The sequence below is a fragment of the Caballeronia humi genome, from assembly GCF_001544475.1.
GTDB classification, from domain to species: domain Bacteria; phylum Pseudomonadota; class Gammaproteobacteria; order Burkholderiales; family Burkholderiaceae; genus Caballeronia; species Caballeronia humi.
Genome location: NZ_FCNW02000028.1, coordinates 24,333 through 43,660, shown reverse-complemented (window position 1 = coordinate 43,660; position 19,328 = coordinate 24,333). Strand labels below are relative to the sequence as shown.

Here is a 19,328-nt window from a genome sequence, read left to right as displayed (position 1 = left end):
TTCTGAGACAATCGAACGGTCGGATTTCTCTTAGTCCAAACCATTTCCGTCTTGCTACGCATGTCCGCAAAAACGAAAGCCGAGTCCGCCGCCAAGTCGAAGTCCGCCGCCCCGGTGCCGAGCGCCGAGCGTCCGGCGGAGCGCGCCGCGTGGCTGCGCTCGGAACTGGAGCGCGCGAACTACGCGTACTACGTGCTCGACCAGCCGGATTTACCCGACGCCGAATACGACACGCTGTTCAAGGAACTCCAGCAGATCGAGGCCGACCAGCCGGAGCTCATCACACCCGATTCGCCGACGCAGCGCGTCGGCGGCCAGGTGGCGGCGGGCTTCGAGCCGGTCGTCCACGACGTGCCGATGCTGTCGCTCAACAACGGCTTTGCCGAGGAAGACATCGTCGCGTTCGACAAGCGTGTGTCCGACGCGCTCGGCCACGCGCCGGTGCAGTACGCGTGCGAGCTGAAATTCGACGGTTTGGCGATCTCGCTGCGCTACGACGACGGCCGCCTCGTGCAGGCCGCCACGCGCGGCGACGGCGCGACGGGCGAGGACGTGACGGGCAACGTCCGCACGATCCGCTCGATTCCGCTCAAGCTGAAGGGCAAGAATGTGCCGAAGCGCCTCGACGTGCGCGGCGAAGCGCTGATGTTCAAGCGCGATTTCGAGCGGCTGAACGCGCGGCAGCGCGAGGCCGAGCATCGCGAGTTCGCGAATCCGCGTAACGCGGCGGCGGGCAGCCTGCGCCAGCTCGATCCGAAGATGACGGCGCAGCGGCCCCTCTCGTTCTTCGCATACGGCATCGGCGTGCTCGAAGGCGCCGAAATGCCGCCGACGCATTCCGCGTTGCTCGACTGGTACGTCGAATTAGGCTTGCCGGTGAATTCGGAACGGGGCGTGGTCGAAGGGGCGCAAGGCCTGCTCGACTTCTTCGCGAAAACCGGCGAGAAACGCGACGGCTTGCCGTACGACATCGACGGCGTCGTCTACAAGGTCAACCCGCGCGACGAGCAGGACAAGCTCGGCTTTGTCTCGCGCGCGCCGCGCTTCGCGCTCGCGCACAAGTTTCCGGCGCAGGAAGCGCTCACGCAACTGCTCGCGATCGACGTCCAGGTCGGCCGCACGGGCGCGATTACGCCGGTCGCGCGGCTCGCGCCGATTTTCGTCGGCGGGGCGACGGTCACGAACGCCACGCTGCACAACGAGGATGAAGTGCGCCGCAAGGACATCCGCATCGGCGACACGGTGATCGTTCGCCGCGCGGGTGACGTGATTCCCGAAGTGGTCGGCGCGATCTTGGACCGCCGTCCCGACGACGCGCACGAATTCGTCATGCCGACCGAGTGCCCGGTCTGCGGCTCGAAGATCGAACGTCTGCCGGACGAAGCGATCGCGCGGTGCACTGGCGGCCTTTTTTGCCCCGCGCAACGCAAGCAGGCGCTGTGGCATTTTGCGCAGCGTCGCGCGCTGGATATCGACGGCCTGGGCGAAAAGATCATCGACCAGCTGGTTGAGCAGAACCTCGTGCGCACGCCCGCTGATCTCTTCATCCTCGGCTTCTCGACGCTCGCCGCACTCGACCGTTTCGCCGACAAATCCGCGCAAAACCTGCTCGATTCGCTCGAAAAAGCCCGTAAAACAACGCTGGCGCGCTTCATTTACGCGCTCGGTATCCGGCACGTCGGCGAATCGACGGCGAAGGATCTGGCGAAGCATTTCGGCTCGCTCGACCCGATCCTCGCGGCCACGGTCGAAGAATTGCTGGAAGTGAACGACGTCGGGCCGGTGGTTGCCGAATCGATTCACAATTTCTTCAGCGAAGCGCACAACCAGCAGGTGATCGAGCAATTGCGTGCAAAGGTGGAGTGGCCCGAAGGCCCGCCGGCGCCGAAAGCGCCGCAGGGCGTACTGGCGGGCAAGACGGTCGTACTGACCGGCACGCTGCCGGCGCTGTCGCGTGAGGAAGCGAAGGAGATGCTGGAAGCGGCCGGGGCGAAGGTGGCCGGGTCGGTATCGAAAAAGACCGATTACGTCGTGGCGGGAGCGGAGGCGGGCAGCAAGCTCGCGAAGGCCGAGGATCTCGGCATCCCCGTGCTCGACGAAGACGGGTTGCGCAGGCTTTTGGAAGGAGTGACTCCATGATTCGCGAAATACTGAAGATGGGCGATCCGCGGCTGTTGCGCATTGCCGAGCCGGTCGAGCATTTCGATACCCAGGAACTGCACGAGCTCATCAAGGACATGTTCGACACGATGCGCGACGCGAACGGCGCGGGGCTCGCCGCGCCGCAGATCGGCGTCGATCTGCAGGTCGTGATCTTCGGGTTCGGCTACAACGAGCGATACCCGGACGCGCCGTCCGTGCCGGAAACCGTGCTGATCAACCCGATCATTTCGCCGAATTCGCACGACATGGAGGAGGGCTGGGAAGGATGCCTGTCCGTGCCCGGCCTGCGCGGCGCCGTGCAGCGGTACTCGATGATCCGCTACCAGGGCTTCGACCAGTTCGGCGGCGCGATCGACCGGCTGGCCGAGGGATTTCACGCACGCGTCGTGCAGCACGAGTGCGATCACCTGATCGGCAAGCTCTATCCGATGCGGATCACGGACTTCTCGAAGTTCGGCTTCACCGACATCCTGTTCCCGGGGCTCGACTCGCCGCGGGACGATTGATCGGTAGCTTTCTTAAACACGAAGGCCGCTCCGGGAGCGGCCTTCGTCGTTTCAGGCGAACGTTTTCTTCGCGCCGATTTCGGGTTGGCGAAAGAGCTTCACGTGCTCGGGATTCGCCGATGCCTGCAAGCGCCCGTCCGGCAGTCGCGCAATGACGACCTCGCCGATGCCCGGGCTCATGACGACGACTTCGTCGCGCAGGGCGAGGAGCGCGTCGAGCCGGCGTCGGCCGCTGATGATTTCGAGGCCGGTTTTGGTTTCGCGAACAATGATCTCAACTGACATGGCGGTTCTCCCCAATGACGTGCGAAGCATGAATACGCGCCCAGCAGGCGGTAAAAAGGGCGTTACCTTCCTATCGGGTGGATGACATATTTTCTTTAATCAAAAATCCATAAAAAAATCGACGCGCACGATTGGGGTGCGTGCGCGTCGATTTCGTGGTTTTTTTACTACTTATTTTTGGTGGGTTGCGAGATCAGAACGCTTCATCCGGTCCGAGATAACGCCATTGCCCCGGCGGCAGTGCGCCGAGCGTGACGCGACCCATGCGGATTCGCTTCAGCCCGACCACTTCAAGCCCGACCAGTTCGCACATGCGGCGAATCTGGCGCTTTTTGCCTTCGCGCAGCACGAAGCGCAACTGTTCGCCGTTTTGCCAGCTCACCTGAGCGGTCTTGAGCGGGACGTCGTCGAGTTCCAGGCCGTGACGTAGCAGCGCGAGACTCTCGGCAGGCAGATGCTGGTCGACGTCGGTCGTGTGCTCGCCAAATTTCACGCGCACGAGATATTCCTTGTCCACTTCCGAATGGCCGCCGATCAGTTGCTTTGCGATGCGTCCGTCCTGCGTGAGGACGAGGAGGCCCGTCGAATCGATATCGAGACGGCCGGCCGGCGCGAGCGTGCGCAAGTGGTTTGGCGTGAAGCGGATGCCGGACTGGTCGTCGGCCCAGTGATTCGACGGGTTGATCAGCGTGACGGCGGGCTGGTAGCCGTCCTCGGCCTGTCCGGAGACATAGCCGACCGGCTTGTGCACCAGGATCGTCACCTGTTGCGACTGGGCTGCGTGCGCGGCCGGCAGGACTTCGACGTTCTGGTCCGGGCGGATGCGCGTGCCAAGGGTGTCGATCACCTGGCCGTCGACGAGCACCCAGCCCTTTTCGATCCACTCGTCGGCTTCGCGGCGCGAGCACAGGCCGAGTTCGGACATCACCTTTGAGAGACGAACCAAGCCTTCTTCGCCGGCGCGCGCCATGCGGGCGGGGGAGATGGCGGGTTCCTTGCGTTTTTTCTCTGCTCGGGGCAGGGGGGTGGTGCTGGACGAGGGGCGGCGTTCGTCGTTGCCTGGGCGGTCGCCGCGCGGTGCGGCACGGTCGCCAAAAGAGGGACGCGGACCACGATCACCTGATCGCGAATCTTCGCCGCGAGCTTTGAACGGACGACGTTCGTCTCCGCTTGGGCGGTCGCCGCGCGGGGCGGCGCGATCGCCAAATGAAGGGCGAGGGCCGCGATCGCCTGTTCGCGAGTCTTCGCCGCGCGGTTTGAACGGACGACGCTCGTCGCCGCTCGGACGGTCACCGCGCGGGGCGGCGCGATCGCCAAATGAAGGGCGCGGGCCGCGATCGCCTGTTCGCGAGTCTTCCCCACGCGGTTTAAACGGACGGCGTTCATCGCCACTCGGACGGTCGCCGCGCGGTGCGCCTCGATCGCCGAACGACGGGCGCGGACCGCGATCACCTGACCGTGAATCGTCGCCGCGAGCTTTGAACGGACGGCGTTCATCACCACTCGGCCGGTCGCCGCGCGGTGCGGCACGATCGCCAAATGAAGGACGACGATCGCCTGACCGCGACTCTTCTCCGCGCGGTTTAAACGGACGGCGTTCATCACCACTCGGACGGTCGCCACGCGGTGCGCCGCGATCACCAAATGAGGGACGCGGACCACGATCGCCTGACCGCGAATCCTCACCACGCGGTTTAAACGGACGGCGTTCATCACCACTCGGACGGTCGCCACGCGGCGCCCCACGATCACCAAACGAGGGACGCGGGCCACGCTCACCTGACCGCGACTCTTCTCCGCGCGGCTTAAACGGACGGCGTTCATCGCCACCCGGCCGATCACCGCGCGCCGCCCCACGATCGCCAAACGAGGGACGCGGGCCACGCTCACCTGACCGCGACTCTTCTCCGCGCGGCTTAAACGGACGGCGTTCATCGCCACCCGGCCGGTCACCACGCGCCGCCCCACGATCGCCAAACGAAGGCCGCGGACCACGATCACCCGACCGCGATTCCTCACCGCGAGGCTTGAACGGCCGCCGCTCATCCCCACCCGGCCGGGGCCGATCCCCCGGCGCCACATTCTCACGTACAGGTTTCCTCCCCGCGGCACTACCGGAACGCACAGGGGAGCGTGCCGGCGTGGCCGGGCGCGGATGTTTGGCTGTCAGTTTGACGCGCATAATTTCTCAGGCTGCGATCGCGCGCAGCAGTTCGGTTTCGACCTGAATCTGGGTCCGGTTGCTGGAAAGGCCTTTGCCGTCGAGCAGGAACACGTCCTCGACGCGTTCGCCGAGCGTGTTGATCCGCGCCGCCTGCACGCCGATCCGGTGCTGGGCCAGAACCCGCGCGATCGAATAAAGGAGGCCCTGCCGGTCGTTCGCCGACACGGACAGGATGTAGTACTGGCCGCGCTCGTCGGGACGCAAATCCACACGCGGCGTAATCGGGAAAGTGCGCACGAGCCGCGACAAACGTCCCTTCGACGGCTCCGGCAACATGCGCTCGGCCGTCAGGAGCGTGCTCAACTGTTCCTCGACCAGATTCGCAATGTCGCGATAATGCCCGTCATGCTCCGGATGCGCGACAAGAAAATTGTCGAGCGCGAAGCCGTGACGGGTCGTCGTCACCCGTGCATCGAGCACGGAGAGGCCGTTCTTGTCGAAATAACCGCACATCGCCGCGAACAGGTCCGGCCGATCCGGCACGTACACGAGCACCTGCAACCCGGCTCCGATCGGCGACGGCCGCGCGCGCACGATCGGCTTCGCGCTCTCGACGTGCTTGTACAAAACACGCGTCTGCCAGGCGATGTCGGCGGCGTCGTGGCGCAGGAAATAGCCGACGTCGAGCTGGTCCCACAGCCGCCGCTCCGCATGTTCCGGCACCGTTTCGAGCCGCAGCAGCGCGAGCGCCTCTTCCTGACGCGATTTCAGCTCGGAATGCGCATCGGGTTCGGCCCCGCCGAGCACGGCGCGCGTCGCGCGATAAAGGTCTTCCAGCAGCTTGCCCTTCCACGCGTTCCAGACTTTCGGGCTCGTACCCCGAATATCCGCGACGGTCAGCAGGTACAGCGCGCTCAGCCGGCGCTCGGTTTTCACGAGCGCGGCGAACTGTTTGATGACCTCGGGATCGCTCGTGTCCTGCTTCTGCGCGACCTGGCTCATCGTCAGATGCTGCTCGACCATCCACACGACAAGCGCGCTGTCCTCGGCGCCGATGTCGTGTTCGCGGCAGAAGCGGCGCGCGTCGGCCATGCCGAGCGTCGAATGATCTCCGCCGCGGCCCTTCGCGATATCGTGAAACAGCGCCGCCACGTAGAGCACCCACGGCCGCTCGAAGTTGCCCATCAACTGGCTGCAGAACGGATATTCGTGCGCGTGCTCGGCGATCGCGAAACGCCGCAGATTGCGCAGCACCATCAGAATGTGCTGATCGACGGTGTAGACGTGATACAGATCGTGCTGCATCTGTCCGACGATACGCCGGAAATTCAGCAGATAACGCCCGAGCACGCTCGTCTGGTTCATCAGACGCAGCGCGTGCGTGATGCCTTCCGGTTGCTTCAGGATCTCCACGAAGAGCCGGCGGTTTTCCGGATCGCGGCGCCAGTCGCGGTCCATCAGATCGCGCGCGTTGTAGATTGCGCGCAGGGTACGCGCCGAGAGGCCTTTTATGCCGCGCGTCTGTTCGTAGAGCAGAAACGCCTCGAGAATCGCGTGCGGCTCGCGCTCGAAAACGTCATCGCGAGCGATTTCGAGCATGCCCTGCTTCTCGACGAAACGTCCCGAAATCACGCGCGTGATGCCGCTCGTCGTCGGGAAAAGCTGCGCTTCGACGTTCTGGATCAGGATCGTCGCGAGCTGGGTCACGGCCTTCGCCGCCCAGTAGTAGCGGCGCATCAGTTGCTCGCTCGCGCGTTTTGTTGCGGTCGCCTGAAAGCCGAAGCTCTCGGCGAGCGCCGTCTGCAAATCGAACACGAGAATGTCCTGGCGACGCTTCGCGATCACGTGCAGCCGCGCGCGCAGCATTTTCAGGAAGCCTTCGTTGCGACGCAGTTCGCGCGCTTCGCGTTCGGTGATGAGGCCGCGCAGGTCGAGTTCGCGCCAACTGCTGCCGAAGCCCGCCGCGCGCGAGATCCACAAAATGAGCTGCAGATCGCGCAGTCCGCCCGGACTTTCCTTGATGTTCGGTTCGAGGCTGTAAGGCGTGTCCTGGAATTTCGCGTGACGCTGACGCATTTCCAGCACTTTTGCCTGGAAGAACGCGCGCGGGTCGAGCGTCTGCTGGTAGCGCTCGCGGAAAAGCAGGAAAAGCGGCGTGTCGCCGTAGACGCGCCGTGCCTCCAGCAGCGATGTGAGCACGGTGACGTCGTTCGTCGCTTCGTCGATGCACTGCGCCACCGACCGCACGCTGCTGCCGATATCGAGCCCCAGATCCCACGCCATGCCAATGAAGCGCTCGATGCGAACGGTGAGTTCGGCGTCGCCCGAATCGGCGGGCTTGTGATCGGGCAGGAGGACGAGGATGTCGACGTCGGAATAGGGCGCGAGTTCGCCGCGTCCGTAGCCGCCCACCGCGACGAGCGCCGCCCACGACGGCATCTCGCAGGCGTCCCAGGCGCCTTTCAGCGCGTCGTCGGTGACGCGGGCGAGGGCGTGCATCAGCGCGTCGACGTTCGAGGCGGTCTGGAAGCGCTCGAGCAAACCCGTTTTTGCCAACTTGAAAGCGGCCTTCAGCGATTCACAGGGCGGGGCGACGGCGGTAACGCTCATGGATGGACCGGGGCGGAAGATCGGTTGGACGGAACGGCGGTTTGGTCCTGCGAGTGCGTTTTGTGCTTCTTTTGATCCAGGCGACGCTGCATATTGAAGACGGCCAGGAAGCGGCAACGTTTTTGTGGGCGTCAGCAGGGCTTTACCAGCATTGCCCTGATTGCGGCGGCGGACCGCCGGGTCTCGGGCGCATGTCCGCGAGCGAATCGCTTCACGGTGCGGAGCACGGCGAAGTTTCGCGCGCATTCGGTGCTGCCGTGCCCGGTCAGTTCGCCCGTCTTGAAATTCGGGCGCCGTTATCGCGAATCAGAGGCCCGCGCTCCTGGCGGAAACCCGCCAACTCAAGCCGTAGCCGCAATCAACTGCGACGGCGCCTGCGTTCCCGCCGACACGGTCAGGACGTCATACCCCGTCGGCGTGACGAGCACTGTGTGTTCCCACTGCGCCGACAGACTGCGGTCGCGCGTCTTGACGGTCCACTGATCCGGCATCGTGCGGATATCGCGGCGGCCGGCGTTGATCATCGGTTCGACGGTAAATATCATGCCCGCCTCGAGCTCGATACCGGTTCCCGGGCGTCCGTAATGCAAGACTTGCGGCTCTTCGTGAAACACCTGCCCGATGCCGTGGCCGCAATATTCGCGCACGACGCTATATCCCTGCGACTCGGCGTGCTTCTGGATCGCGTGGCCGATATCGCCGAGATGCGCGCCCGGCCGCACCTGATCGATGCCGAGCCACATGCAGTCGAAGGTGGTCTGCACGAGACGTTTCGCGAGAATCGACCCTTCGCCGACGATGAACATGCGGCTCGTATCGCCGAAATAGCCATGCTTGATGACCGTGACGTCGATATTGAGCGCGTCGCCATTCTTCAGCGCCTTCTCGCCCGGGATACCGTGGCAGATCACGTCGTTGACCGAGATGCAAGTGGCTTTCGGGTACGGCGGATAGCCGGGCGGCTGGTAATTCAGCGGCGCGGGCACGGTGCCCTGTTCCTGCACCATGTACTCGTGACACAGGCGGTCGAGTTCGCCGGTCGTCACGCCCGCCACGATGTGAGGCGTGATGAAGTCGAGCACTTCGCTGGCGAGGCGGCAGGCGACGCGCATCTGCGCAATATCGTGGTCGTTTTTCAGCGTAATGGACATGACTGGGTAGGCAAAATCGTGTAGGCGGCGCGGTCGCGCGAAAGCGGCATTATCGCACCTTAGGGCGGGAGGCGCTGATGGGCAGGGCGTTTCCGGGTGCCGGGCGCCGCGGCCTGCCAGGCGATTTCCGCTCGCCCAGCCACCTTGAGCCCTGTAACTTGCCCGTGCTATACTCTTTGGCTAAGTCGGTATCCATTTTGCGACCGCTGTCAATCGGATAAAACGAAAGCCAGCACGCAAGGAAACAGACTTGATTCGCAAGCCGGCGCACCCAGGGTGTCCGGCGTCCTTCCAAAACTGGCCGAAAGGCAGGAAGGGCGCGGGATGCGGCAGCCGGCTTAAGACCCAACCCTCGCGGAGAATTTCATGGCAGTTACCATGCGTCAAATGCTGGAAGCCGGTGTCCACTTCGGTCACCAAACGCGCTTCTGGAACCCGAAGATGGCCCCCTATATCTTCGGTCATCGCAACAAGATTCACATTATCAACCTCGAAAAGACGCTGCCGCTTTATAACGACGCGCTGAAGTACGTGCGTCAACTGGCAGCCAATCGCGGCACGATCCTGTTCGTCGGCACGAAGCGCCAGTCGCGCGATACGGTCGCTGAAGAAGCGCAACGCGCCGGCATGCCGTTCGTGAACGCGCGCTGGCTCGGCGGCATGCTGACCAACTTCAAGACGCTGAAGATTTCGATCAAGCGCCTGAAGGACATGGAAGCAGCGCTGGAATCGGGTGAAACCGAGCGCATGAGCAAGAAGGAAGCGCTTCTGTTCGAACGCGAAATGGCCAAGCTGCAGAAGTCGATCGGCGGCGTGAAGGACATGGGCGGCATTCCGGACGCGATCTTCGTGATCGACGTCGGCTATCACAAGATTGCCGTGACCGAAGCGAAGAAGCTGGGCATCCCCGTCATCGCCGTGGTCGACACGAACCACTCGCCGGAAGGCATCGACTACGTGATCCCGGGTAACGACGACGCCAGCAAGGCCGTCGCGCTGTACACGCAAGGCGTGGCCGAAGCGATCCTCGAAGGCCGTGCGAACGCGGTGAACGAAGTCGTCCAGGCTGCTCGCAGCGGCGAAGGCGACGAGTTCGTCGAGGTCAACGCAGAGGCGTAAAGAGCCCTCTCGTCCGGCAAAAAAGGGGGCTTTGTGAAAGGCCCCTTTTTTTTAAGCCGACGACCGGAGTTCGCCCTGTAGTACAAGCTGTACCCCAATTTTTTGTCGCGAGCTTTTACGCCGGCGGCACGTATCAAACAGACTCAAGGAGCAGATGATGGCGGCAATTACCGCAAGCATGGTGGCAGAACTGCGCGCAAAGACCGATGCGCCGATGATGGAATGCAAGAAGGCGCTGACGGAAGCCGACGGCGACCTCGAGCGCGCGGAAGAACTGCTGCGCGTGAAGCTCGGCAACAAGGCGAGCAAGGCGGCATCGCGCGTGACGGCTGAAGGCATCGTGACGTCGCACATCGAAGGTGGCGTGGGCGCGCTGGTCGAACTGAATTGCGAAACCGACTTCGTCGCGAAAAACGACGATTTCCTCGCGTTCGGCAAGACGGTCGCCGAAATCGTGGCGAAGACCAACCCTGCCGACGTCGCCGCGCTCGGCGCACGTCCGCTCGAAAGCTCGACGGTCGACGCCGTGCGTCTCGCGCTCGTCGGCAAGATCGGCGAAAACGTCTCTATCCGCCGTTTCGTGCGTTTTGAATCCAGCAACAAGCTGGCTTCGTATCTGCATGGCACGCGCATCGGCGTGCTGGTCGAGTTCGCGGGCGCGGACGAGCAAGTCGGCAAGGACGTCGCGATGCACATCGCCGCGATGAAGCCGGTTTCGCTGTCGTCGGAAGAAGTGCCGGCCGACCTGATCGCGAAGGAACGCAGCATCGCCGAGCAGAAGGCCGCCGAATCGGGCAAGCCGGCTGAAATCGTCGCGAAGATGGTCGACGGAAGCGTGCAAAAGTATCTGAAGGAAGTCTCGCTGCTGAACCAGCCGTTCGTTAAGAACGACAAGCAGACGATCGAACAGATGCTGAAGGCGGCAGGTGCTTCGGTGCAGAAGTTCGCGCTGTTCGTGGTGGGCGAAGGCATTGAGAAGCGCCAGGACGATTTCGCCGCCGAAGTGGCCGCGCAAGTCGCAGCAGCAAAGCAGAGCTAAATCCGGCAGCGAGGCGGCGCGGCATGATTCCAGTGCGCGCCGTCATCGGCAGGGACGCATTACCCGCAGCACAGCGAGACGCCAGGCGGAACACTCGTTCCGCCTGTTCGCAAGCAGCACCAGCAAGCCCCAAATTTAAGGGTTTACCCTTAGTCAACCCGCCGCTGCACGAATTTGGCGCGCTTGCCGTAAATATCGTTTCACCCCTACAGTTCTACGTTGTTGCAACCCTCCTTGGCGCGATCGGAACCTTCATATGCCCACAGCCTACAAACGCGTACTCCTCAAGCTCTCCGGCGAAGCCCTCATGGGCGACGATGCCTTCGGCATCAATCGCGCGACCATCGAACGCATGGTGGCGGACGTGGCTGAAGTGGTCCGCATGGGCACCCAGCTTGCTGTCGTGATCGGCGGCGGCAACATCTTTCGCGGTGTGGCGGGCGGCGCGGCCGGGATGGACCGGGCAACAGCCGATTACATGGGCATGCTCGCCACGATGATGAACGCGCTGGCGCTGCAGGACGCGATGCGCCACGCGGGCATCGAAGCGCGCGTGCAGTCGGCGCTGCGCATGGACCAGGTCGTCGAGCCGTATATCCGTCCGCGGGCCATTCGCCAGCTCGAAGAAGGCAAAGTGGTGATTTTCGCGGCCGGCACGGGCAACCCGTTCTTCACGACCGATACCGCAGCGGCTTTGCGCGGCTCGGAAGTCGGCGCCGAGGTGGTGCTGAAGGCGACGAAGGTCGACGGCGTATACTCCGCCGACCCGAAGAAGGACCCGCACGCCACGCGCTACAGCACGATCAGCTTCGACGAGGCGATCGGTCGCAATCTGCAGGTGATGGACGCGACCGCGTTTGCGCTGTGCCGCGATCAGAAACTGCCGATCCGCGTGTTTTCGATCAACAAGGCGGGCGCGCTCAAGCGCATCATCCAGGGCGACGACGAAGGCACGCTCGTCCACGTGTAAACTCTTGCGGGATAGGGCGCGGCGCGGCGCGACAGCCTGCGCCCGAAGCGCCTGCATTGCCAGTAACCAAGGTTCGGAGGTTTAAATGAGTGTGGCTGACATTAAAAAGGGCGTCGACCAGAAGATGCAGCGGTCGATCGAAGCGTTCAAGGCCGATCTCGCCAAGATCCGCACGGGTCGCGCCCATACCGGCTTGCTCGACCACATCCAGGTCGATTACTACGGCTCGAACGTACCCATTTCGCAGGTCGCGAACATGACGCTCGTCGATGCGCGTACGATCGGCGTCCAGGCGTGGGAAAAGAAGATGGTGCCGGTCATCGAGAAGGCGATCCGCGAGTCGGACCTCGGCCTGAATCCGTCGAACCAGGGCGATCTGATCCGCGTGCCGATGCCCGCTTTGACCGAAGAGCGCCGCAAGGAACTCACGAAGGTCGTGAAGAGCGAAGGCGAAACGGCCAAGATCGCGGTGCGCAACCTGCGCCGCGATGCCAACGAGCAACTGAAGAAACTCGTCAAGGACAAGGAAATCTCCGAAGACGACGAGCGTCGTGCAAGCGACGACGTTCAGAAGTTCACCGACAAATTCGTCGCGGAAATCGACAAGCTGGTTCAGTCGAAAGAAGCCGAGATCATGACGGTCTGAAGGCCGATTCCGGTCTTGCCAGTGTTGCTGGCACTTCATTCTGTCGATCATAAGATTCAGCGGCCATGACCTATACCAGCTCTACCGTTCGCGTACCCGATGTCGCGGCTGTTCCACGCCATATCGCGATCATCATGGACGGCAACGGCCGTTGGGCGACGCAGCGTCGCCTGCCGCGCGTCGCCGGCCACACGCGTGGCGTCGATGCCGTGCGCGCGACCGTCGAAAGCTGCGCGCGGCGTGGCGTCGAGTACGTGACGCTCTTCGCGTTCAGCTCGGAAAACTGGCGCCGCCCGACCGAGGAAGTGTCGTTTCTGATGCGCCTGTTCGTCACGGCGCTCGAGCGCGAAATCGGCAAACTGCATGCGAATGGCATCCGTTTGCGCGTCGTCGGCGACATTTCGATGTTCGATGAGCGTATTCGCGCGCTGATCCAGCGCGCGGAAACCAAAACCGCGCGCAACACGCGCCTCACGCTGACGATCGCAGCCAACTACGGCGGCCGCTGGGACATCATGCAAGCCACCCGTAAGCTTGCCGAGCAATCGGTGGAAGAGGGGCAGGCGGTCGTGGTGGATGAGGCATCGTTCGCGCAGCACCTCGCGATGGCCTATGCGCCTGAGCCCGATCTCTTCATCCGCACGGGCGGCGAGCAGCGCATCAGCAACTTCCTGCTGTGGCAACTCGCCTACACCGAGTTCTATTTCACCGACACCTATTGGCCTGATTTCGACGCCGACGCGCTCGGCCGCGCGATCGAATCCTATGGCGAGCGCGAACGCCGCTTCGGCCGCACGAGCGCCCAACTCGCACCGCAATCGCAGAAGGTCGACACCCTTTCATGCTAAAGACCCGTGTCATCACGGCAATCGTTCTGCTGGCAGTGCTGGTGCCGATCACGCTTTTTGCGCCGGTCGGGGCTTTCGGGGCGCTGATCGGGTTCGTCGTCGTGTTTGCCGCCTGGGAATGGGCGCGGCTGCTCAAGGTCGGCGGCGCCGGGCCGGTCGCCTATGCGGTCTTTACCGCGCTCGTGCTGATTCTGAGCACGTTTCTCGGCGTCGCGCCGAAAGGCCTTTTCCAGATGGCCGCAATCTTCTGGGTGCTCGTGGGGCCGTTCGCGCTTTTACGCAAGCCCGTTCTAGCCACCGGTCTGTGGCAGGTATTCCTCCTTTTCGCCGGAATCGTCGTGTTCGTCGCCTGCTGGCACGCGCTGGTCGCGGCGCGCACGGTCGGCGTCGCGTTCGTGCTATCGCTTCTCCTAGTCGTCTGGCTCGCCGACATAGGCGCATACTTCGCCGGAAAAGCCCTTGGACGCCACAAACTCGCCCCGTCGATCAGCCCCGGCAAGACGTGGGAAGGGGCGATCGGCGGCTGGGTCGCGGTGATCGTGATCGGCTCGATCGCCGCCGCCAGCCAGGTTTTCGCACCCACGCTCTTCACGGCCTACGTCGAGCATCGCGGATGGCTCAAGGCGCTGGTCGCGCTCACCGTGCTGGTGGCGTTCAGCGTGATCGGCGACCTGTTCGAGTCGCTCATGAAGCGCCAGGCCAGCGTCAAGGATTCGAGCGGTCTGCTGCCGGGCCACGGTGGCGTCATGGACCGCATCGACGCATTGTTGCCTGTACTGCCGATCGCGCTACTGCTGCTCGGCTAAAGAAGGATTTATGCAAAAACGTCTGACTTTGCTCGGCTCCACGGGCTCGATCGGCGAAAGCACGCTCGACGTCGTGGCGCGGCATCCCGACCGCTTCTCGGTCCACGCGCTCACCGCTCATCGTAACGGCGACAAACTCGTCGCCCAGTGCCTGCGCTTTCAGCCCGAAGTGGCGGTCGTAGGCGATGCCGATACGGCCGCGAAGGTCGCAGCCGTTCTGCGCGCCGCGGACTGCCGGACTGAAGTGCTGCACGGGCCGCAGGCGCTCGTCGACGCTGCATCGTCGGACGCGTGCGACACGGTCGTCGCGGCGATCGTCGGCGCGGCGGGACTCGCGCCCACGCTCGCGGCCGCGCGCCACGGGAAACGCATCCTGCTCGCGAACAAGGAAGCGCTCGTGATGTCGGGGCAGATTTTCATCGACGCCGTGCGCGACAACAATGCCGTGCTGCTCCCCGTCGACAGCGAGCACAACGCCGTGTTCCAGTGCCTGCCGCGCTGTGCGGATGCCGAGGCGAAACTGCACGGCGGCGTCTCGAAAATCATCCTGACCGCGTCCGGCGGGCCGTTTCGCACGCGCGAGCCGTCGACGCTCGTCAACGTCACGCCCGACGAGGCTTGCAAGCATCCGAACTGGGCGATGGGCCGCAAGATCTCCGTCGATTCCGCGACGATGATGAACAAAGGCCTCGAAGTCATCGAGGCGCACTGGCTCTTCGACCTGCCGGGATCGCGCATCGAAGTGCTGATTCACCCGCAGAGCGTCATCCATTCGATGGTGTCCTACGCCGATGGCTCCGTGCTCGCGCAGCTCGGCAATCCCGACATGCGCACGCCGATCGCGCATGCGCTTGCTTATCCGGATCGGGTGGAATCGGGCGTGGCGCAGCTCGATCTCGCGCAAATCGCCACGCTCACGTTCGAAAAGCCCGACTTCGGGCGCTTCCCGTGCCTCGCGCTGGCCATTAAGGCGCTGGAAGCTGGCGGCATCGCGAGCGCGGCGCTGAACGCGGCGAACGAGATCGCCGTGGAAGCGTTCCTCGCGCGCCGCATCGGCTTCATGGCGATCGGCGATGTGGTGGAACGCGTGCTGAACGCGCTGCCGAACACGAGCGCCGCCACGCTGGACGACGTCCTCGCCGCAGACGCCAGCGCGCGCCGCCTCGCGAACGGCTTCGTCGACAACCTGAGCGCGGACGCGTCGAGTCCCTTGCCCGCCGAGCGCATCGCGCATTGAGGCCGTCATGAACTTCCTGACCGAAATCGTTGCCTTCGTCGTCGCGATAGGCGTGCTTGTCGTCGTCCACGAATTCGGCCACTACAGCGTCGCGCGACTGTGCGGCGTGAAGGTGCTGCGCTTCTCGGTCGGCTTCGGCAAGCCGCTCGTGCGCTGGATCAGCAAGAAGACGGGCGTCGAGTGGACGATCGCCGCGCTGCCGCTCGGCGGCTACGTGAAGATGCTCGACGAGCGCGAAGCCGACAGCGCGATCCCGCCCGAGGATCTTCCGCGGGCGTTCAACCGGCAGAGCGTCGGCAAGCGCATCGCGATCGTCGCGGCCGGGCCGATCGCCAACTTCGTCCTCGCGATCGCGCTGTTCGCGGCCGTGTTCGCCGGCGGCGTAACGGAACCCGCCGCGATCATCGCAACCCCCGCCGCCGATACCGCCGCGGCTCAGGCCGGCTTCGAAGGCGGCGAAACGATTCTGTCGATGCGCGACGCGCAGAGCGGCGGCGATTCGCACCCGATCCGCTCGTGGTCCGACCTGCGCTGGAAGCTGCTCGACGCCTCGTTCGATCACCGCCGCGTCGTGCTCACGGCGAAAAAGCCCGACGGCACGTTCGATTTCCCGATCGACGTCGCGGGCATCGGCGACCCCGACGCCGACACCGATTTCATGGACAAGCTCGGCTTCGCGCCCGGCGGCGGCACGCTCGCGGTAGCGGGTGTCGAAGCAGGCAGCGCGGCGCAAAAGGGCGGCCTGCGGGCGGGCGACAAGCTGATCGCGATCGACGGCAAGAAGGTGCAGAACGCAAGCGGTTTCATCGATTTCGTGAAGACGCACGCGGGCAAGCCGGTGACGCTCACGGTCGAACGCGATGGCAGCGCGCGCACGGTGCAGGTCGTGCCGGATCTCAAGCGCGACGCGGATAGCGGCCGCGAAGTGGGGCGCATCGGCGCGGCGCTCGCGAACCATCTGCCGACCGTCGACGTGCGCTATGGCCCGGTCGAAAGCGTGCGGCTCGGCGTGAACCGTACGTGGGACATCAGCGTGTATTCGCTGCGCATGTTCGGGCGGATGATCGTCGGCGAGGCATCGCTCAAGAACCTGTCGGGACCGGTCACCATCGCCGACTACGCGGGCAAGAGCGCGCGGCTCGGATTATCGGCATTCGTGTCGTTTCTGGCGCTCGTCAGCATCAGTCTGGGGGTGCTGAACTTGTTACCGATTCCGGTTTTGGACGGTGGTCATCTGTTATATTATTTGGTTGAAGCCGTTACCGGCAAAGCGGTTTCCGATCGCTGGCAGCTGGTTCTGCAACGGGCGGGCCTCGTGTGCATCGTCGCTTTGTCGATGATTGCGCTGTTCAACGACCTGGCTCGCCTGATTCGTTTTTGATCCATTTCCATCAGTCCCTGGCGTCTCATCATGAAGACCGCCGGAACTGATGCAGCTTTAACACTGGGGAAGCACGTTGTTCAAACCTCATCGCTTTGTTCCTAAGACGGCTGTGGCCGCGGCACTGGCCGCAACCGGCATGGCGGCACACGCGACCACGCCTTTTGTCGTGCAGGATATCCGGATCGACGGTCTCCAGCGCATCGAACCGGGTTCCGTCTTCGCCTACCTGCCGATCAAGCAAGGCGACACGTTCACCGACGACAAGGCATCCGAAGCGATTCGCGCGCTCTACGCAACGGGCTTCTTCAACGACGTGCAGATTGCCACCGAAGGCAATGTCGTCGTGGTGCAGGTGCAGGAACGTCCGGCCATTTCGCAGATCGACTTCGCCGGTCTCCATGAATTCGACAAGGACAATCTGACAAAGGCATTGCGCTCGGTCGGGTTGTCGCAAGGCCGGTCGTACGACAAGGCGCTCGTCGATCGCGCGGAGCAGGAACTCAAGCGCCAGTACCTCACGCGCGGCTACTACGCGGCCGAAGTGACGACGACGGTGACACCGGTCGACCGCAATCGCGTGTCGATTCTGTTCTCGGTCGCGGAAGGTCCGAGCGCGAAGATCCGCCAGATCAACTTCATCGGCAACAACGCGGTCAGCACGAGCACGCTGCGCGATGAAATGCAGCTTTCCACGCCAAACTGGTTCTCCTGGTACACGAAGAACGATCTGTACGCGAAGGAAAAGCTGACGGGCGACCTCGAGAACGTCCGCTCGTATTACCTGAATCGCGGCTACCTCGAATTCAGTATCGACTCGACGCAGGTGTCGATCTCGCCGGACAAGAAGGACATGTACCTGACGGTCGCGCTTCACGAAGGCGAGCCGTACAAGGTGAGCAGCATCAAGCTTGCGGGTAATCTGCTCGACCGCGAGGCCGAACTCACCAAGCTGATCAAGATCAAACCGGGCGAGCGTTTCTCGGCCGAAAAGCTGCAGGCGACCACGAAGGCGATCGTCGACAAGCTCGGCGAGTATGGCTACGCATTCGCGCAGGTCAACGCGCAGCCTCAGATCGATCAAACGAACCATACCGTCGAGCTGACGCTGCAAGTCGATCCGAGCCGCCGCGTTTACGTGCGTCGCGTGAATATCGTGGGCAATACGCGTACGCGCGACGAAGTCGTGCGTCGCGAAATGCGCCAGCTTGAAAGCTCGTGGTTCGATTCGAGTCGCCTCGCGCTCTCGAAGGATCGCGTGAACCGTCTCGGCTACTTCACCGACGTCGATGTCACCACGCTGCCGGTCGAAGGCACGAACGACCAGGTCGACGTGGACGTGAAGGTCGCGGAAAAGCCGACCGGCGCGATCACGCTGGGCGCGGGCTTTTCCTCGACGGACAAGGTGGTGCTCTCGGCGGGCGTGTCGCAGGACAACGTGTTCGGTTCCGGCACGAGCCTCGCGGTCAACGTGAACACCGCGAAGACGTACCGCACGCTGACGGTGACGCAGGTCGATCCGTACTTCACGATCGACGGCATCAAGCGCATCACCGACGCGTACTACCGCACGTACCAGCCGCTGTACTACTCGACGGATTCGAGCTTCAAGATCGTCACGATGGGCTTCGATACGAAGTTCGGCATCCCGTTCTCCGAGCAGGACACCGTGTATTTCGGTGCCGGCATCGAGCAGAACACGATGGACGTGGATCAGAACACGCCGACGGCCTATAAGAACTATGTGAACGAGTTCGGCCGTGTGGTGAACAACATTCCGCTGACGGTAGGCTGGTCGCGTGACAATCGTGATAGCGCCCTGGTGCCGAGCCGCGGCTACTACCTGCAGACGAACGCCGAATATGGCACGCCGCTCGGTGGCACGACCTACGGCAAGTTCGACGCCCAGTTCCAGTATTACTATTCGTTCGCGCGCGGCTTCGTACTCGGCTTCAACCTGCAGGGCGGTTACGGCAAAGGGCTGCAGGGCCAGACGTATCCGATCTTCAAGAACTACTACGCCGGCGGTATCGGTTCGGTGCGCGGCTACGAGCCGAGCTCGCTCGGTCCGCGTGACGCGACGACGGGCGACCCGATCGGTGGCTCGCGCATGGCGGTGGGTAACATCGAACTGACATTCCCGCTGCCGGGCACGGGCTACGACCGCACGCTGCGCGTCTTCACGTTCCTCGACGGCGGTAACGTCTGGGGCGATCCGGGCCAGGGCGGCACGGCCGGTGGTTCGAACGGTCTGCGCTACGGCTACGGTTTCGGTCTCGCGTGGATCTCGCCGATCGGCCCGCTCAAGCTGAGCCTGGGTTTCCCGCTGCAGAAACACGAAGGCGACCAGTACCAGAAGTTCCAGTTCCAGATCGGCACGGCATTCTGACGTGATGCGTGACT

At 63.6% G+C, this 19,328-nt stretch carries 15 protein-coding genes; 11 read left to right on the top strand and 4 right to left on the bottom strand.

Annotation, left to right across the window (positions count from 1 at the left end):
- Positions 1 to 60: 60 nt before the first annotated feature.
- Both ligA and def read left to right on the top strand, forming a co-directional pair.
- Positions 61 to 2,139 carry an NAD-dependent DNA ligase LigA gene (ligA, locus tag AWB65_RS22260; protein ID WP_087669194.1) on the top strand — a complete coding sequence of 693 codons (2,079 nt, stop codon included), beginning with the start codon at positions 61 to 63 and terminating at the stop codon, positions 2,137 to 2,139.
- A complete protein-coding gene (gene def / locus AWB65_RS22255; protein ID WP_087657984.1) occupies positions 2,136 to 2,669 on the top strand; it encodes a peptide deformylase in 534 nt (177 codons plus the stop codon). Before ligA ends, def begins: the two co-directional genes overlap by 4 nt.
- 51 nt (positions 2,670 to 2,720) lie before the next feature.
- On the opposite strand, the gene AWB65_RS22250 is transcribed toward def, so the two are convergent.
- From AWB65_RS22250 to map, 4 genes are all read right to left on the bottom strand, one after another.
- Positions 2,721 to 2,954, bottom strand: a complete 234-nt coding sequence (locus AWB65_RS22250) for a hypothetical protein (protein ID WP_087657985.1) — start codon at positions 2,952 to 2,954, stop codon at positions 2,721 to 2,723.
- A gap of 193 nt (positions 2,955 to 3,147) precedes the next feature.
- A complete protein-coding gene (locus AWB65_RS38030) occupies positions 3,148 to 5,136 on the bottom strand; it encodes a pseudouridine synthase (RefSeq protein WP_087669193.1) in 1,989 nt (662 codons plus the stop codon).
- A 6-nt stretch (positions 5,137 to 5,142) separates the two neighbouring features.
- Positions 5,143 to 7,728 (bottom strand): [protein-PII] uridylyltransferase, encoded by a 2,586-nt coding sequence (locus tag AWB65_RS22240; RefSeq protein WP_087669192.1) that lies wholly within the window; start codon positions 7,726 to 7,728, stop codon positions 5,143 to 5,145.
- 341 nt (positions 7,729 to 8,069) lie between these two features.
- Positions 8,070 to 8,879, bottom strand: a complete 810-nt coding sequence (map, locus tag AWB65_RS22235) for a type I methionyl aminopeptidase (protein WP_087669191.1) — start codon at positions 8,877 to 8,879, stop codon at positions 8,070 to 8,072.
- Between the two features lie 366 nt (positions 8,880 to 9,245).
- Here map and rpsB point away from each other — a divergent pair, with 366 nt between their 5' ends.
- From rpsB to bamA, 9 genes are all read left to right on the top strand, one after another.
- A complete protein-coding gene (gene rpsB / locus AWB65_RS22230) occupies positions 9,246 to 9,998 on the top strand; it encodes a 30S ribosomal protein S2 (protein ID WP_087669190.1) in 753 nt (250 codons plus the stop codon).
- A gap of 157 nt (positions 9,999 to 10,155) precedes the next feature.
- Positions 10,156 to 11,037 carry a translation elongation factor Ts gene (gene tsf, locus AWB65_RS22225; RefSeq protein ID WP_087669189.1) on the top strand — a complete coding sequence of 294 codons (882 nt, stop codon included), beginning with the start codon at positions 10,156 to 10,158 and terminating at the stop codon, positions 11,035 to 11,037.
- Between the two features lie 256 nt (positions 11,038 to 11,293).
- Positions 11,294 to 12,007, top strand: coding sequence for a UMP kinase (pyrH, locus tag AWB65_RS22220; RefSeq protein WP_087669188.1), 714 nt, complete (start codon positions 11,294 to 11,296; stop codon positions 12,005 to 12,007).
- 85 nt (positions 12,008 to 12,092) lie between these two features.
- Positions 12,093 to 12,653, top strand: coding sequence for a ribosome recycling factor (frr, locus tag AWB65_RS22215; RefSeq protein ID WP_087657992.1), 561 nt, complete (start codon positions 12,093 to 12,095; stop codon positions 12,651 to 12,653).
- Positions 12,654 to 12,718: 65 nt separating this feature from the next.
- Positions 12,719 to 13,501 carry a polyprenyl diphosphate synthase gene (gene uppS, locus AWB65_RS22210; RefSeq protein ID WP_087657993.1) on the top strand — a complete coding sequence of 261 codons (783 nt, stop codon included), beginning with the start codon at positions 12,719 to 12,721 and terminating at the stop codon, positions 13,499 to 13,501.
- Complete coding sequence (locus AWB65_RS22205) at positions 13,495 to 14,307, top strand: phosphatidate cytidylyltransferase (protein ID WP_087669187.1); 813 nt, start codon at positions 13,495 to 13,497, stop codon at positions 14,305 to 14,307. Before uppS ends, AWB65_RS22205 begins: the two co-directional genes overlap by 7 nt.
- Positions 14,308 to 14,317: 10 nt before the next feature.
- Positions 14,318 to 15,544, top strand: a complete 1,227-nt coding sequence (locus AWB65_RS22200; RefSeq protein WP_087669186.1) for a 1-deoxy-D-xylulose-5-phosphate reductoisomerase — start codon at positions 14,318 to 14,320, stop codon at positions 15,542 to 15,544.
- A gap of 7 nt (positions 15,545 to 15,551) precedes the next feature.
- Positions 15,552 to 16,925, top strand: a complete 1,374-nt coding sequence (gene rseP, locus AWB65_RS22195) for an RIP metalloprotease RseP (protein WP_087669185.1) — start codon at positions 15,552 to 15,554, stop codon at positions 16,923 to 16,925.
- Between the two features lie 76 nt (positions 16,926 to 17,001).
- Positions 17,002 to 19,314, top strand: a complete 2,313-nt coding sequence (bamA, locus tag AWB65_RS22190) for an outer membrane protein assembly factor BamA (protein ID WP_087669184.1) — start codon at positions 17,002 to 17,004, stop codon at positions 19,312 to 19,314.
- The last annotated feature ends 14 nt before the right edge of the window (positions 19,315 to 19,328 follow it).

Bases quoted from the DNA above. Each gene is read 5' to 3' on its own strand.
- ligA (WP_087669194.1), top strand. From the start codon at position 61: ATGTCCGCAAAAACGAAAGCCGAGTCCGCCGCCAAGTCGAAGTCCGCC.
- def (WP_087657984.1), top strand. From the start codon at position 2,136: ATGATTCGCGAAATACTGAAGATGGGCGATCCGCGGCTGTTGCGCATT.
- AWB65_RS22250 (WP_087657985.1), bottom strand. From the start codon at position 2,954: ATGTCAGTTGAGATCATTGTTCGCGAAACCAAAACCGGCCTCGAAATC.
- AWB65_RS38030 (WP_087669193.1), bottom strand. From the start codon at position 5,136: ATGCGCGTCAAACTGACAGCCAAACATCCGCGCCCGGCCACGCCGGCA.
- AWB65_RS22240 (WP_087669192.1), bottom strand. From the start codon at position 7,728: ATGAGCGTTACCGCCGTCGCCCCGCCCTGTGAATCGCTGAAGGCCGCT.
- map (WP_087669191.1), bottom strand. From the start codon at position 8,879: ATGTCCATTACGCTGAAAAACGACCACGATATTGCGCAGATGCGCGTC.
- rpsB (WP_087669190.1), top strand. From the start codon at position 9,246: ATGGCAGTTACCATGCGTCAAATGCTGGAAGCCGGTGTCCACTTCGGT.
- tsf (WP_087669189.1), top strand. From the start codon at position 10,156: ATGGCGGCAATTACCGCAAGCATGGTGGCAGAACTGCGCGCAAAGACC.
- pyrH (WP_087669188.1), top strand. From the start codon at position 11,294: ATGCCCACAGCCTACAAACGCGTACTCCTCAAGCTCTCCGGCGAAGCC.
- frr (WP_087657992.1), top strand. From the start codon at position 12,093: ATGAGTGTGGCTGACATTAAAAAGGGCGTCGACCAGAAGATGCAGCGG.
- uppS (WP_087657993.1), top strand. From the start codon at position 12,719: ATGACCTATACCAGCTCTACCGTTCGCGTACCCGATGTCGCGGCTGTT.
- AWB65_RS22205 (WP_087669187.1), top strand. From the start codon at position 13,495: ATGCTAAAGACCCGTGTCATCACGGCAATCGTTCTGCTGGCAGTGCTG.
- AWB65_RS22200 (WP_087669186.1), top strand. From the start codon at position 14,318: ATGCAAAAACGTCTGACTTTGCTCGGCTCCACGGGCTCGATCGGCGAA.
- rseP (WP_087669185.1), top strand. From the start codon at position 15,552: ATGAACTTCCTGACCGAAATCGTTGCCTTCGTCGTCGCGATAGGCGTG.